The sequence below is a fragment of the Campylobacter concisus genome, assembly GCF_002913765.1.
GTDB lineage: Bacteria > Campylobacterota > Campylobacteria > Campylobacterales > Campylobacteraceae > Campylobacter_A > Campylobacter_A concisus_BB.
On the sequence record NZ_PPCH01000025.1, the window covers coordinates 225,240 to 240,679 of the forward strand.

A 15,440-nucleotide genomic window follows, 5' to 3' on the forward strand; every position below is an offset into this window, starting at 1 on the left:
AAAAAGTTAAAAGCAAGTTTAAAAAAATGCTTTAGTTTTTTCAATATTTGGTTCATTTTGATAGTAAAAAATATTGAAATTCTTTATCAATATTTGTCAGATACGCCATTTGCGAAATTTCGCCTAAAAAAGCCTATTTTACTCTTAATATTAATTCTTTTTCTTAAGGATTAAAATTTAAACGCGAGATAATTAATAGTAACGTAAATATATCGACAATAAAATAAGCAAAATAAAATTTCTAAAAGGATATAGGATGAAATTTGTTGCAATTATACTTCTACTACTAACAAGTATATTTTTAATAGCTTGCTCTGCAAATCAAGCAAGCAATAAGATAAGTAACTCTGAACTAGAGAATTTAGCTAGTAAATATGGTGGGGTTTATATATTTAATCAAAAATTTGTTGAAGAGATAGAGAAAAGGGAAGCAGAGAGAAAAGAACTAAGCAAAGCACTCGGTGATAAGATAAGGTCAAATCCTAGAAAAATAAAACAAGGCGATAAATTTATAACAATATATGATGTTGATATGACTTTAATCAATAAACAATTTCCTCAAACCCTCTCAAACGGTAAAAAATACTATACACGCTGGATAGACTATGAAAACCAAACTGGCAAAAAAGCTGAAATTCCTGAAGTTTATATAAATAAAATAAAAGAATTTATGGGAGATGAAAACTATAATAAATCTCCAAATTTACCTATCTTAGTAATGTTTTATGTTGATAATAATGACGAAATAACACCTATAAAATTATCTATGTCTTACACATACTATAGAACTAAATATGGCTTATTCGGTGATGAGGGGCATGGTATTAGATTTAAAGACGAAGAACAAATTTTTATACGTGGCGGTAACAAATTTATACTAATAAACGGCAAATTTGAAAGAGTAAGCAAGGATAAGTAATGCAAACTAAAAAATCAAGCAAAGAGCTGATAAATTGTTTTAAAGATTACATTGACATTGCTGATGCAAGTTATACTCTTTTACATAATGTATTTGAGAATGAAAGAAATGGGCTAGATGATCTAAATGATAAACCAAATAAAAAGGATATAGGATGAAATTTGTTGCAATTATACTTCTACTACTAACAAGCATATTTTTAATAGCTTGCTCTGCAAATCAAGCAAGCAATAAGATAAGTAACTCTGAACTAGAGAATTTAGCTAGTAAATATGGTGGAGTTTATGTGTTTAATGAGAAATTTGCTCAAGAGATAGACAAGCAAGAGCAAATAAGGGATAGTAAGAGAAAAGAAATTTTAGAAAGAATAAAGACAATACCTAACAAAAATGAGAGAAATAAAAAAATGAGAGAAATTTTAAAGCTCGAGTTTTACAATAATCCAAATATGGATCAAATTCTCTCAAACGGTAAAAAATACTATACACGCTGGATAGACTATGAAAACCAGACTGGCAAAAAAGCTGAAATCCCTGAAACTTATATAAATAAAATCAAAGAATTTATAGGGGATGATTTTAATAAACAAAAACCAGAGTTACTAATGTTTTATCTATATGAAGACAATGGGATAGCTATACCTATAACAGTAAGGGCTTCTTACACATACGTAAAAACAAAATATGGCTTATTTGGTGATGAAGGACGTGGTGTTAAACTTAGCAAACAAAACTTTGTCACTAGGACAAGCAGAAGTGAATTTCACATAATAAATGGCAAATTTGAAAGAGCAAGCAAGGACAAATAATGCAACCTAAAAAATCAAGCAAAGAGCTAATAAATTGTTTTAAAGACTATGTGGATATAGCTGATGCATCTTATGCTCTTTTACATAATATTTTTTGAGAATAAAAGAAATAAACTAAACAATAGCTTTAATCAATAAAAAATTTAACAATCTACAAATAAAACATAATAAATTAATAATATTATAATTTCAAAGACAATAAAATAAGCAAAATAAATTTTCTAAAAGGATATAGGATGAAATTTATAGGCATTATACTTCTACTACTAACAAGCATATTTTTAATAGCTTGCTCTGCAAATCAAGCAAGCAATAAGATAAGTAACTCTGAGCTAGAGAATTTAGCTATTAAATATGGTGGAGTTTATGTATTTAATCAAACATTTGTTGAGGAGATAGATAGACGTGAAAAAGAAAGAAGTGATTACATGGATGATTTCTTTAAGAATAATAAAAGAAATTTTAAAAGAGATGATCTAGCTATCATGGATAAAAAGCTCCCTCAAACTCTCTCAAACGGCAAAAAATACTATACACGCTGGATAGACTATGAAAACCAAACTGGCAAAAAAGCTGAAATCCCTGAAATTTATATAAATAAAATAAAAGAATTTATAGGGGATGATTTTAATAAGCAAAAACCAGAGTTATTAATGTTTTATCTATATGAAGACAATGGGATAGCTATACCTATAACAGTAAGGGCTTCTTACACATACGTAAAAACAAAATATGGCTTATTTGGTGATGAAGGACGTGGTGTTAAACTTAGCAAACAAAACTTTGTCACTAGGACAAGCAGAAGTGAATTTCACATAATAAATGGCAAATTTGAAAGAGCAAGCAAGGACAAATAATGCAACCTAAAAAATCAAGCAAAGAGCTAATAAATTGTTTTAAAGACTATGTGGATATAGCTGATGCATCTTATGCTCTTTTACATAACATTTTTGAGAATGAAGAAGGAGAGCTAGATAGATTATCAAAAAAGCATGGATTAGAAAATTTGTCAGAAAATACAATAAATTCGTGCAAAAAAGAAGAAATTGATAATCCTGTTTGGAGATATGCAGACGATATTGTTAAAGGTGATGCAATAGAAGAGCTATCTGAAAAAGCAAAGAATAACGGTAAAAAATTTGGTGACCCTACCGCTTATGCTTTAGCAATAGAAGCAAGATTTATGCAAGATAAAAAAATAACTAAGCCAGATAGTAAAAAAGATGTTACTTTGGATAATGATATAAGTAATTTTATAGACTTTCCAGTAGATGAAAATGGACAAGTGGTTGGAGATCCTTACATTTTTTACAAAAAAGAAGACCTCTCCCCTCGCACAAAGCTCTTTGTCAATCGCTACGAGCTAGTAAAACATATACCAAACCAAAAATCAGGCTTTAGCTCGACAGTGTTTTATGATAGTGCTAAGTCAAACTATATCATAGGCTTTAGAGGAACGGAGATGAAGGCGAACGACCTTATAGATGATGGTTTCATGGCTATTACCTCTAGGGCTATTATGCAGATATCTGCACTAAAATCACTCCAATCAAGTATGGTTGAAGCTATAAATTCTCATAGTTTAAATTTAAATAGTGTGGATGGTGGGGATGAAAACTCTTTAAATTTAAACCAAGAGCAAGCCTCTAGTGGCCCTAAAGAGGTCATCCTCTCAGGCCACTCACTAGGCGGGCACCTAGCACAGATATATGCTGTTACATTTAAAGATAGCGGAGTAAAAGAGCTATATACTTATAATGCTCCAGGAATTTATGGTGGGATAATAGGCTCAGCTTTTACTTGGGTGGTAAGGTTTCTTAGTCTTATAGCTAAGGGCATAGTAAGAGGGGTAAAGTATGTAGCAAGACTTATTGATCCAGATGGCTTTTTAGGAAAGCTAGTAAATTCTGCTTTTAATAAGATAAAAGGCATGCTTGGTTTTAAGGATGACAAGAGCACAGTGAAAGAGTGCGTAAATGCAGTTGAGAAGAACGATGAGGCTTGCAAGACTCTTTCAAATAAAGATACAAACCTAAATATAAAAAGAGCTAGCAAGGGTGATGATCTAGGCATAGAGATACATCATATAGAAAGTGTAAAGCAACGTATCAGTAAAAATGAAGATAGTTACACAAAAGACTGGCATGTAATGTGGGAGCCTACACTTTCTGTTATATCTGATCTTGGGTTTAAGCTGGGTGTCGGTATGGCTGATGAGATAGAGTATAAAAACACTGATAATAGACACTTGATCAATATATTAGTTAGGTCGCACTTTTTAAAAGAAAGTGTGATGATACTATACTTGATGTGCTATCTCTTAGAGCATAAAGAAAACGCAAGCAAGATAGATGGTAAAGATATCGTAGGCGCCCTAGACTACCTAAACGAGTATATCCAGTCGCTTAAATTTAAACTAAGATGCATAAGGATGAAGCTAAATTTAGATGTGGATATAGATAGCATAAGCAACACCTCGATGCTTGATACGCCTTTATATATCTTCTATGCTTATCTAAACCTCTTTTATGAGCAAGGGAAATTTAGCGATGATAAATTTAAACAAGATATGGTTGGATATATCATCGAAAATTTAGGCAAAAATATAGATAAAAATAGCGACAAAGAGGCTCACTTAGTTAAGCTTTTGGATGCTGAGGATATAGAGAAGCTAAATGCCTCGCAGATAGTAAGTAGTGCTAGAGCTGGTGATATAGATATGCTAGTGGCGATATGTGCTTTAAATTTATTTGTCTTTGATAAGAAGATAGAAAAAGAGGAGCTAGGTAAATACTTCGCTTATAACAAAAACATCTATAAGAGTATAACAACCCTGTGTGATGACAAGGTGGATATGAAGCTTGCTACTACGTACGTAAAAGATAGGATAGAGATACTAAAAAGCATAATAAGCCTAAAATATACCGACTACAAAAAACTTGAAGAAAACGAGAATTTCTTAGCTAGCGTTAGCTCTAATGAGGCAAGCTCTAGCGATGAAGCGATAGTTATAGCGCATAAACCATCAACTTTAAGCAATAACGATATAGCACGCAATAATAAACTAGCAACTGAGGATATAAGAGCTCTTGCAAATGAGAGCTTTGGGGATATCTTTCATAAAAAGGAAAACACTCTTAGTGTAAGTGCTGAAGATAAAAGCATCATAGACGCGGCGGTCTTAAATGATATATTTAAACTAGATAGTAAAAGTATGGAGCAAAGAGTATATCTAGGTTCTATGCTTCTAAACACCGCCACAGAGCAATCAGACTATCCGCTATACTTTAAAAAAGAAGAGGACGGGGAAGAGTCAAATTCTAATGCTCTAAGCTTCTCTCATCAGCCAAGGGACGAGGAAAAAGACAAAGGAAGACTAAGTGTTAGCTATAAAAACTCGCAGGCTAGCATACTAAACTACTCTTTGCTAAACAAAAGCCTAAATATAGATCTAAAACCAACAAACAAAGAGACCAAAGAGTCGCTTGAGAAGGCAAATGAGAGACTAAATTTAGAAAAGAGAAGTAGTGCGGTAAGTGCTGGGGGCACTGCCTTTGCTAATCCAATAATAGAAGATGACGTGGTAGTTTGCCCACATGGTGGCCATGTGATCTTAAAAAGTAGAGCGGGCAAAAGCATAAGGTCAGATGATCAAGGCGTGATACTTGATATTGATTTTATAAACTCACCGATAGTTGGCTGCTCAGCTAAAAACCCTTGCACAAAGGTAGCATACGTACCAAGGGCAGCTCTTAGTCTAAAAAGTATGAATAACCACTATGCTGTTATGCAAGATCTAGTGCCAGCGTGCCTAAGCAACACTGGCTCACCGCTAAGATGTATCAAAAAAGAAAATAGGATAAAGCTAGCTCATAGCATAGGTAGTCCTGCATCTGAAAATAATAATGCAGCGGTGCTAAATCCAAATTTAAATAGTGCTCACATAAGACTGCATGTAAAATCAGCCCTTAATCAAGCAGATAACCTTGCTGTTTGTATATATAAGCTAAATGATGTGGAGCATAAAAACCAAGAGGGATTTAAAGAGATGGAGCTAAATTTAGATGAGGGCAGCGATGTAAAAGATAAGAAGCTAAAAGAACATCTAAGCTCTCGCTTTAGAGATGATAAATTTAGTATCTCTTCATTTAACTTCAAATACTCGCTCATGGATAAGAATTTCATCTTTATAACACCTAAATATATAGAGTCTATTTACAAAAATACAACGCTTCCAAAAAGTGGTATAGGATTTTTTCAGTTTGTAGATGATATAAGCGATGAGAGTAATCTTATCTATGTCACGCCAAGCAAGGCTAAGACGGTGGATATAAAATTTGCTTGTGGACTTGATAGTAAATATAATGATGATATAAATACAACTAAAACAGTAGTGGTGGCTTAATATGCAAAACAACGAAATAAAAATAACTTACTCTTGCGAAGAGACGTTAAAAAAGATAAAAGAGTATATGGCTGATGCAAAATGTGTAACTCTTTATACGTCTAGTTTGAATTCTCTAGGGTCAAATCTCTTTGGTAGTATGGCAAGTTTGATAAACAACGAGATGACAACATTCTTAAATACAAGAAGATCAATATTTTCTAAAGAAAATGATGGGGAAATATCTATTGTAACTGACTTTTATATAGATAAAGAGAGTTTTAAGGATAAAAATCTAAGTAGAACAAGAGAATTTAAATATAGAGGCATACCAGTAAAAGTAGTTCATAAAAAGAGTGCAGTTGATAAATTCTTTGTAAATTTAAAGGAAAAGATCGATCCTGTAAAAATTAGAACAGAAAAAATAAAGTATGGTCCAGGAAGAGAAAATCAAGCTAGACCAGCAGAAAATTTTGCTGAAATGTTTGATTTTATAATATCTTATTACAACAAAAGTAAAGATATTTTAAGAGAGTGCTTAAGTACTTTAAAAGACGATCTAATAAATGATGCTAAACCTTTAATGTCTAATGAGGAGTTAAACGAAGCTAAATTTGAAAGAAGTGTCAAAGAGTGTTTTGATGAACTAGACAAAAATTTAAAAGATCTAAACAAGGATAACGGAGAATTTATCATAAAGCAGTTTGCGCTTTTTGTATTAAGTCTTTTTGATCTTTCAGGCACAAAAGCGGTAGGGAAAAAATTAATCGGATGGGGTACTGTTGCTTGGGAACTTGTTGATTTTTACACTGAAATATACAAGTATGATGCCAACAAAGCACTTTATGGAGTATCTTTGCCTATACTAAGATTTTTTACATCTAGGTTTGCTTCTATTATAAATACCTTAAATATAAACTCAAATTGCAATGTCTTGGTATTTAAGAATGATAAGAATTCTAAGTCTGGATTTTTTATAGACTTTACACATTTAAATTTAGACTATGTTCCTTTTCAGATTAACTCAGGCACAAAGGAGATAAACTGCAATGCAGATGAAGGATATAGCGTATATGGATACTTAGATGATGTATCAGTATTTGAATATACTAAAGATGCTTGCTCTTACGATATCATAAATAAAAACTTAGGATTTGGCTCAAGTGAAGACACGCTTTTTAACAGACTAAAAGAAGAGATAAAAGGACTAAATGCAAATCTAAATTTCATCTGCGCTTCAAATTTCAACTCCGTAAAACTAGCCAATCTAATATCAGATAAGTCTAACAAAAACGGCAAATCTGCAAACGATGAGATGAATAGCAAGGACTTTTCAAATTTAAATAAAAACTATATCGTTCTTTCAAACTCTCCTTTTAGATCAAGTGCGGGTCTAAGAGAAGAGGTTGTAAGCAAGAGCTTGGATCAAGAGATAAAAGACGGAATAAATAGATCAAACAATAGTAGTGTAGTAAAACAAAAATTTGATGATATAAAGACCTTAACTCCTATAAAAGACTATAGCCAATATAGTATAGATATCAATAAAGGCAACAATAAATCAACTCTTGTCTTAAATTTATCTCCATTTGCAAGGATAGATAAGAATTATATAGACAATATCATAGATAGAAAAAAGGCAAGCGATAAAAAAGCAAAAGAAACTCGTTTTGCATATGTACCAGATCAACTAAAAAATGAAGAGCTTTATAATGTAAATTTTGTACATGTAAATGCTTATGCCAAACAGCCAAATGATATGGAGAAGATCAAAGAAAATGAAAAAGCCTATATGGATAAGGTCACTCTAACTTTTAAAGATATTTTTGAAAAGATAAATAAAAACGTTTTTGAAAGAAGTTTTGACCCAGACTATCCTAGTGTAGATGATATAGTTAATATGAAAAAATACGAAGATGAAATGAATATAGAAGATGCTAAAGAACTTGCAACTAAAATAATCGATCGTATGCCAAACAATCACTACTCTTTGGCAGAAGTACTCTCTCTTGCTGTGGCTTACTTTATAATAACTAAAAGCTACCCAGGAGACCTGGTAAAGAAATCTGTTAGTAATGATGGGGAATATATAGAGATAGCAGAAAAAAAGATAAAGGTTATCCATAAAAACGCAACAATAAAACTTGGTGAAAAAGAGCAAGCTTTGTTTTTTTACAAAGATAGTATAAATGCAAAGGTTGGTGAATATATTTGCATCGAAGAGCTAAGAGACTATATGGAACACTCAAAAAAAAGTAACGTAGTAAGTGTGGAAGATCTCTTAAAAGCAAATAGTAACAATAAGCATGAAGTCATAGACACATCTATCTTAGGACTAAAGGAGCAAAAGCAGATAGAAGAGCTACTTGATAAACAAGCAAAAGAGATAGAGGATTGTTGGAAAAAGGATGATGCTATCTTGAAAAAGACTTTAAAAATGCAAGATATCCCTTATGAAACCATAGAAAAGGATATGAAAAAGGAAGCCCCAACACTTATAGTAAAAACTGCTATAGAGGGGTTATTTCCTTTTGCAGAGTACTTTAGCGAAGATGGTCAATCAAAAATTTATAAGTCCATTGGTTCATTTGTATTTGACCCAAATAAAAAAGAGGCAACAGATGAACTTCTTGATGAGCTTGGTGTATTAAACATCGTAAGACAGCTATTTACTATGAATAATACTGAAAATGTGGATAAATTTATAAAGCATGTAACAAATTCTAAAACAAATGTTGAAATCCTAAGGAAATCAAAAGGAAATCTACTTAAACAGGCTATTAACTCTGTAAAACTTCGTCTTTTAATAGGTCGCTATAACATAAGTATCATCTGGAATAGCATGAGAAGCTTTGCTTTTATGAAACAAACTTATATGTTTAACCCAAAAGATGTAGAAGCTATGGGAAATATGCTAAAAGGATATGGTAAATCACTAGGCAAAGATGTAGGAGTAGCTTTTCTTAAAGGCATCGTAGAACTCTGGAAAACATCCTATGAAAAACTAGAAGAAAACTACAAAGAGATAATGCACACAAGATACACATATAAATTTAATGAAGCTTACGCACTAAATAATATCTCATATAAACCTATGTCTATAAAAGAAGCCTATGATAAAAATAGTACAAATAGCTATTGCTACTATCCAGTAATGATCTATCAAAACTATATAAGTCTAAATTTAAATAGACTATTTCTAGGAGCTAATATAAGTAGTGGAGGACTAGACTATAACTCATTTATATACTACGACATAGACCACAAGAAAAACAAACTATCTTTTAACCTAGCTTCTAAACTAGCACTAAATAACCTTAGTACCTATCTATGCTTAGATGAGCTAAGAGGATCTGGTAGTGAGATAGATGCAAGGTACTTTAACTATGCTAGAAGTAGATACACTGAATCTGATGTAGAGATAAGGGAGTTAAATTTGGATGTTGAGGAGGAAGAAGAGGTGTATGATGTCTATATGCAAAGCAATAAGGATAAGTATGGCTACTATTACCCAATAGACGCCTACCAAAAAGCCACAGAGATAATAAACAAATTTAAAAAAGGTATATTTAATACAGACGATAGCGATAACTCTCACTCTAACCTCTCAAGAGATCTAGTAGAGGCTCTTGATACCATAGGAAACAATAACATCAAGGGTATGTATGTGGGGTGTAAGATAAACAACGAAGACAAAGGAGATAAAGTGATACCCCCAAGACTTGTCGGTCGTCTAGCTACCACCATAGTAATGGAAGATGGTCTATATATAGGATAAGATATGAAGAAGATCATATTTATAACTTTAGCTATCATAGCAGTAATGGCTTCAGCACTGTTTATCAATAAAGAAAAAACAATGAATAAAGGAAATCTAATGAATAGTAGTAATACATATACGGTTATAGCACTTAATGGCAGAGAGGTAAAATTTGATAAAAATACAAATTTAATAGTTGCGAAGCATGATAGTAATAGACAACTAGCTCCAGATCTTGCAGCCAAGCTAGTCCTTGACTCTCGCTCCATCCTAGACTCATCTCCATATAAAAACTATAAACCACTATACTATAACCCTAAACCAAATTCTCTAGGTCAAACAGACTATCTATCATTTAAACCATGGCTAGACATTAGCTATAAAGCAAGCTCAAATAAACTATCTCCTTGGACTAAATCAGAAAAAGCCTACTATGAAAGTTTAAAAGATAAAAGAGATAGATATATCTATCTAGTAAAAAGAAGCAATCTAAAATGTACTATGATAGATATCCCAGATGATGCAATAGGTAGAGTAGATAGTAATGGCAAACTAACAAAGCCAGAATATGCTGAAATTTATGATGAAGTAAATGCTCACAAAGGGACATTAAAGTCAATGCTATTCGCGGGAGAGTGGGCTGTATGTGCTGGAATACTAGGAAACCCTATGGGATTTGCAAATGGCAATCAAGCAGGATTTAAAGCAAGAGAATTTCAAATAGTCTTTCTTTCTGCTCAGCTAGGAGAAGTAAAGGCTTTAAATTTCCTATCTAATTTATTTAAATACTCTACATATGAAGTAGGTCTTAATAAAAATTTACAAATGGCTGAAGAATTTAGGAAACTAGCTAAAAATCCCCCACTAGATGAATATGGCATGATACCTTATCTAGATGAGATAGTAGGAAGCTATTTCGTGATGGATTTTAATAGAGGTGGGGTAGCGCAAAATACTTCTGGCTCAATGCATAGACATCTAAGAAAATTAGTAGAAGATGAAGGCAAACTACTAGACCCTAGAGACCTTGATGCAAACGAGACTACTAGGGAAGAATTTGTGAGCTATGTAAATAAAGAAATGAAATTTTACCAAGATAAATTTGATGAGTACGCTTTTCCAAACACATGGGACGATCGCGACTTAAGTCTCTACATCGACTCCACCCTCCTAGAAGCCAAAATAATGTCTCTAACCCCACCAGAGGGATATCCTAATGCACCATACTACAACACACCAGAAGAGCTAACAAGACTATATGAGGCTGGTAAATTAGATAAAAAGCTAAACCCTCTAACACCAGTAATGTATAGAGATAGCTTCCCTGAAGATCTTAGGCAAAAGATACTAAGCTATGCTAAAGAGCATAATATAAAGGATTAAAGAATAAATTTAATATCTATGGCTCCAAACGGAGCCAACTACGAACAACAAAAAAGATCTTATGAACTAATACTTCATAAGTATTTCACAAATAAATTTAATGACGCTTATGCTGTTAAGAATATATCTTATGAACCAAATTCAAATGAAACAAGTGAATATACCTACTACCCTATAGAGATATACTCATCTTTTATAAATATAGATCTAAAAAGAACTATCATAGGAGGAAGACTATCTAGTGGAGGACTAGACTATCATAACTTCTTCTACTATGATATAAACACCACTACAAACAAACTAGACTCTAATCTATCTAAAGATATAAGTCTAGATACTATGATATCTTATCTATGTTTGGATGAGCTAAGAACAGATAATAAAACTGATGAAGAGTTCTTTAATAATCTAAACAAAAGAAACAAGAAGCTAGCATATTCACCAAAAGAGCTTATGCTACAAGGAGTTAAAACATTGCTTACAATAAGTCCATCAAATCCAATAGATATAAAACAAAGAGAGGGAATTTATGAGATGTATAAAGCAAATAAAAGCACCTCAAAACAAGACCTACCAATAGACAAATACAACGAAGCTATGGAGATACTAGAAGACTTTAAAAATGGAAATTTAAACACCTTTGGATCAGAAGTAGATAATAAATCAAGAAGACTACTAAAAGCACTAGATGTTATAGGCAATAATAATGTAAAAGGTATATATGTGGGGTGTAGGGAAAATAATAGTAATAGCAATAAGAAAATTATGCCTCCTCGCCTAGTAGGTCGTCTAGCTACTACCATAGTTATGGAAGATGGTCTTTATATAGGATAAGATATGAAGAAGATCATATTTATAACTTTAGCCATCTTAGCAGTCACAGCAGTAGTGGTAATAGGCAAAGGAAAATTACAAGATAAAGGAAATTCAATGGATAATACTAATACATATACGGTTATAGCTCCGAATGGAGATAAGATAGAATTTGATAAAAAGTCAAATTTGATAGTCGCTGAAAAAAATCCCAATATGCAACTAGCTCCAGATCTTGCAGCCAAGCTAGTCCTTGACTCTCGCTCCATCCTAGACTCATCTCCATATAAAAACTATAAACCACTATACTATAACCCTAAACCAAATTCTCTAGGTCAAACAGACTATCTATCATTTAAACCATGGCTAGACATTAGCTATAAAGCAAGCTCAAATAAACTATCTCCTTGGACTAAATCAGAAAAAGCCTACTATGAAAGTTTAAAAGATAAAAGAGATAGATATATCTATCTAGTAAAAAGAAGCAATCTAAAATGTACTATGATAGATATCCCAGATGATGCAATAGGTAGAGTAGATAGTAATGGCAAACTAACAAAGCCAGAATATGCTGAAATTTATGATGAAGTAAATGCTCACAAAGGTACATTAAAATCAGAATTATTTGCAGCAGAGTGGAATATATGTGCTGGAGTATTAGGAAGCACTGTTGGATTTTCAGGAGGAGTTGGATTAGGTTATGCAGGGTTTAAAGCAAGAGCATATCAATCAATGTTTCTATCAGCCCAGCTTGGTCAAGACGGAGCCTTAGAGGCATTAGCCGACATGTTTGAATACTCTACCTATTTAGTAGGTCTAAACAAAAATTTACAAATGGCTGAAGAATTTAGGAAACTAGCTAAAAATCCCCCACTAGATGAATATGGAATGATGCCTTATCTTGATGAGATAGTAGGGAGCTATTTCGTGATGGATTTTAATAGAGAGGGTGTCATTAATAATGCAGATGGCTCGCTTCATAAACGCTTAAGGAAATTAGTAGAAGATAAAGGCGAGCTTCTTGACCCTAGAGATCTTGATGCAAACGAGACTACTAGAGAAGAATTTGTAAATTATATTAAAAGTCACATGAGTGAATTTCAAGAGGAATATGGCAAAGGTGCTTTCCCTAATAGATGGAGTGAAAAAGATCTTTCTCTTTATATCGATTCTGCTCTTCTAGAAGCCAAAATAATGTCCCTAACCCCACCAGAGGGATATCCAAATGCACCATACTACAACACACCAGAAGAGCTAACAAGACTATATGAGGCTGGTAAATTAGATAAAAAGCTAAACCCTTTAACACCAGTGATGTATAGAGATAGCTTCCCAGAAGATCTTAGGCAAAAGATATTAAGCTATGCCAAAGAGCATAATATAAAGGATTGATTAACGCTCATTAAAGTTTTATTTAAGAACATTGATTTTAAAATAAGTTTTTTCTAAAATAATTTTAGATAGAATTACATAAAAATAATATTATTAACGTGAGGTAAAGGAAACCATGAAGAAAACGTTTAAATTTCTTTGTTCTTTAATTTTTATGCTATTTATCGCAGGATGTGCAAAAGATCTTATCATAAGCAACACCCCAAATTCAAACTTAAACTACCACGGTGACAACGTACCAGTGACTATCATCGCTTACAAGCTGAAAGATGTGGCAAAATTTCAGCAAGCTAGCATAGTTGATCTAGCTGAGAAAAATGGCGACATACTTGGTCAAGATAAGATAGACTCGATAAAAACGCAAATTCAGCCAAACACAAACAGATACGCTTTTACAAATGTCGATCCAGACGAAGTGCCATACGTAGGCATTTTGGTGCTTTATGCTGATCAAAGCAAGACAAATATCAAAGCTTACAAATCAACAAAAGAAGCAAAAGAGAAAAACATAGTTTTTGAGATAACTAAAAATGGCGTAAATACCATAGACGCTAGCAGCTCTAAGATCCAAGCAAGCAAATAAAATGTCTGATAAACTAAAAGTTGTCTGGTACAACGGGATGAACGTTGATAAGGTTCATTTCGAGCAGCAAGAGAGGTATTTTGAGAGAAATTTAAACCTAAAAACCGTCTCGTCTTTATCAAATTTATATGGAGTTTTGGAGCTTGAGATCTCAAGCGAGCTTTTGCTTCAAGGCAAGATAGGGCTCAATAAAATTTCTTGCATCTCACAAGATGGTACGATATATAACGCCCCAGATCAAGACGACCTACCAGAGCCTCTTGAGATAAGCCCTAGCGAGCTAAATTCTGCTGTCATAGTGCTAAAGCTACCAGTTAGCTCAGGACTTGTTGATGTTAGCTTGCAAAACAACCTGCCAAATCTAAAATTTACAGCTAAACAAGCGCTCATTAGCTCAAGAGTGCATGATGAAGCTAGCAACGATATCTTGAACGAGCTAGATGACAAAGACGACTTTGAGCTTTCGTCTGCTTTTACGCAAGATAAAGAAAATTTGATCCTGGCAAGCCAAAGATCGGCTCTAGGAGTGCTTGGCTCAAAGACGCCTTATGAGCTTAGCGTGCCTATTTGCAGGATAAAAAATATAGATCTAAACAAACAAATAACGCTAGATGAGAAATTTATCCCAACCTGCATCGATATCAGTAAAAATTCTTTCATCACTAGCTTTATAGATGAGTTTAGCTTTGCTACAAAGCAGCATCAAGAGAGCTATACTGGGCTTTTAGGCGGTATAGATCAGGCGAAAAATAGGCTTGATATTTCAACATATTTGACGCTAAATATGCTGAAAAAATGGCACTTGATATTCTCATATCTTTTCAAAAGAGACAAAATTCATCCAGAGTATCTATATGAAAAGCTGGTTGATTTTCAAGCTGACCTGCTAGCTCTAAGTCACGATGATAGTTTTAGCGAATTTATAGCTTATGATCACAACAACTTAAGTCAAACTTTCGTACCGTTAATAAACAATCTTAGGCTTTTGTTCTCGCATATCTTGTCGCCAAAATACGTCATGGCACAGATCGTCAAAAACAATCACGGCTTTTTTGACTGCGTCTTTGATAACCCAAGCATCATAGAAAACTCAGAAATTTACTTTGCTATCCATAGCGATACAAAAAATGAGTACCTGCTTAAAAATTTCAAAGAGCAGTGCAAAATCCACACCCAATCAAACATCAAAAGTATCGTATCATCGCAGCTTCGCGGCATAAACGTAGAGCAAATTTCAGCTATACCTAGTACATTGCCAAAGCTAAATGACTATATCTACTACAAGATCGATAAAAAAGATGAAATTTTCAAAAGCTTCGCAAATCAAAGCGTTATTAGCGTCTATATAACAGCAAATTTATCAAACGCTGACATTAAGATGTGGGCTTTATTATAAGG

At 33.1% G+C, this 15,440-nt stretch carries 11 protein-coding genes; all 11 read left to right on the top strand.

From position 1 onward, the window contains the following. Positions 1 to 256: 256 nt before the first annotated feature. Positions 257 to 919, top strand: a complete 663-nt coding sequence (locus tag CYO89_RS07945; protein WP_103597889.1) for a tRNA 2-selenouridine synthase — start codon at positions 257 to 259, stop codon at positions 917 to 919. Further along, positions 919 to 1,077 carry a diadenosine tetraphosphate hydrolase gene (locus CYO89_RS07950; RefSeq protein ID WP_103597890.1) on the top strand — a complete coding sequence of 53 codons (159 nt, stop codon included), beginning with the start codon at positions 919 to 921 and terminating at the stop codon, positions 1,075 to 1,077. The genes CYO89_RS07945 and CYO89_RS07950 overlap by 1 nt, the downstream gene beginning before the upstream one ends. Continuing rightward, positions 1,074 to 1,727, top strand: a complete 654-nt coding sequence (locus CYO89_RS07955) for a tRNA 2-selenouridine synthase (RefSeq protein WP_103597891.1) — start codon at positions 1,074 to 1,076, stop codon at positions 1,725 to 1,727. The genes CYO89_RS07950 and CYO89_RS07955 overlap by 4 nt, the downstream gene beginning before the upstream one ends. 236 nt (positions 1,728 to 1,963) lie before the next feature. Beyond that, positions 1,964 to 2,584: a tRNA 2-selenouridine synthase gene (locus CYO89_RS07965; RefSeq protein ID WP_103597892.1), complete on the top strand. Its 621-nt coding sequence runs from the start codon at positions 1,964 to 1,966 to the stop codon at positions 2,582 to 2,584. Next, on the top strand, positions 2,584 to 6,132 hold the full coding sequence (locus CYO89_RS07970; RefSeq protein ID WP_103597893.1) for a DUF2974 domain-containing protein: 3,549 nt from the start codon (positions 2,584 to 2,586) through the stop codon (positions 6,130 to 6,132). Before CYO89_RS07965 ends, CYO89_RS07970 begins: the two co-directional genes overlap by 1 nt. Position 6,133: 1 nt before the next feature. Beyond that, complete coding sequence (locus CYO89_RS07975; protein ID WP_103597894.1) at positions 6,134 to 9,889, top strand: hypothetical protein; 3,756 nt, start codon at positions 6,134 to 6,136, stop codon at positions 9,887 to 9,889. A gap of 3 nt (positions 9,890 to 9,892) precedes the next feature. Then, positions 9,893 to 11,254, top strand: coding sequence for a thioredoxin reductase (locus CYO89_RS07980; RefSeq protein WP_103597895.1), 1,362 nt, complete (start codon positions 9,893 to 9,895; stop codon positions 11,252 to 11,254). Positions 11,255 to 11,272: 18 nt separating this feature from the next. Further along, positions 11,273 to 12,088, top strand: coding sequence for a 3-deoxy-D-arabinoheptulosonate-7-phosphate synthase (locus CYO89_RS07985; RefSeq protein ID WP_103597896.1), 816 nt, complete (start codon positions 11,273 to 11,275; stop codon positions 12,086 to 12,088). 3 nt (positions 12,089 to 12,091) lie between these two features. Continuing rightward, entirely contained in the window at positions 12,092 to 13,459 is a 1,368-nt protein-coding gene (locus CYO89_RS07990) for a thioredoxin reductase (protein ID WP_103597897.1), read from the top strand. A gap of 115 nt (positions 13,460 to 13,574) precedes the next feature. Then, complete coding sequence (gene tssJ / locus CYO89_RS07995) at positions 13,575 to 14,042, top strand: type VI secretion system lipoprotein TssJ (RefSeq protein WP_087583804.1); 468 nt, start codon at positions 13,575 to 13,577, stop codon at positions 14,040 to 14,042. A 1-nt stretch (position 14,043) separates the two neighbouring features. After that, positions 14,044 to 15,438 carry a type VI secretion system baseplate subunit TssK gene (gene tssK / locus CYO89_RS08000; RefSeq protein ID WP_103597898.1) on the top strand — a complete coding sequence of 465 codons (1,395 nt, stop codon included), beginning with the start codon at positions 14,044 to 14,046 and terminating at the stop codon, positions 15,436 to 15,438. Positions 15,439 to 15,440 lie beyond the last annotated feature (2 nt).

Excerpts from the sequence above, each read along its gene's own strand:
- CYO89_RS07950 (WP_103597890.1), top strand. The coding sequence starts at position 919 with ATGCAAACTAAAAAATCAAGCAAAGAGCTGATAAATTGTTTTAAAGAT.
- CYO89_RS07970 (WP_103597893.1), top strand. The coding sequence starts at position 2,584 with ATGCAACCTAAAAAATCAAGCAAAGAGCTAATAAATTGTTTTAAAGAC.
- tssJ (WP_087583804.1), top strand. The coding sequence starts at position 13,575 with ATGAAGAAAACGTTTAAATTTCTTTGTTCTTTAATTTTTATGCTATTT.
- CYO89_RS07965 (WP_103597892.1), top strand. The coding sequence starts at position 1,964 with ATGAAATTTATAGGCATTATACTTCTACTACTAACAAGCATATTTTTA.
- CYO89_RS07990 (WP_103597897.1), top strand. The coding sequence starts at position 12,092 with ATGAAGAAGATCATATTTATAACTTTAGCCATCTTAGCAGTCACAGCA.
- tssK (WP_103597898.1), top strand. The coding sequence starts at position 14,044 with ATGTCTGATAAACTAAAAGTTGTCTGGTACAACGGGATGAACGTTGAT.
- CYO89_RS07985 (WP_103597896.1), top strand. The coding sequence starts at position 11,273 with ATGGCTCCAAACGGAGCCAACTACGAACAACAAAAAAGATCTTATGAA.
- CYO89_RS07955 (WP_103597891.1), top strand. The coding sequence starts at position 1,074 with ATGAAATTTGTTGCAATTATACTTCTACTACTAACAAGCATATTTTTA.
- CYO89_RS07945 (WP_103597889.1), top strand. The coding sequence starts at position 257 with ATGAAATTTGTTGCAATTATACTTCTACTACTAACAAGTATATTTTTA.
- CYO89_RS07980 (WP_103597895.1), top strand. The coding sequence starts at position 9,893 with ATGAAGAAGATCATATTTATAACTTTAGCTATCATAGCAGTAATGGCT.
- CYO89_RS07975 (WP_103597894.1), top strand. The coding sequence starts at position 6,134 with ATGCAAAACAACGAAATAAAAATAACTTACTCTTGCGAAGAGACGTTA.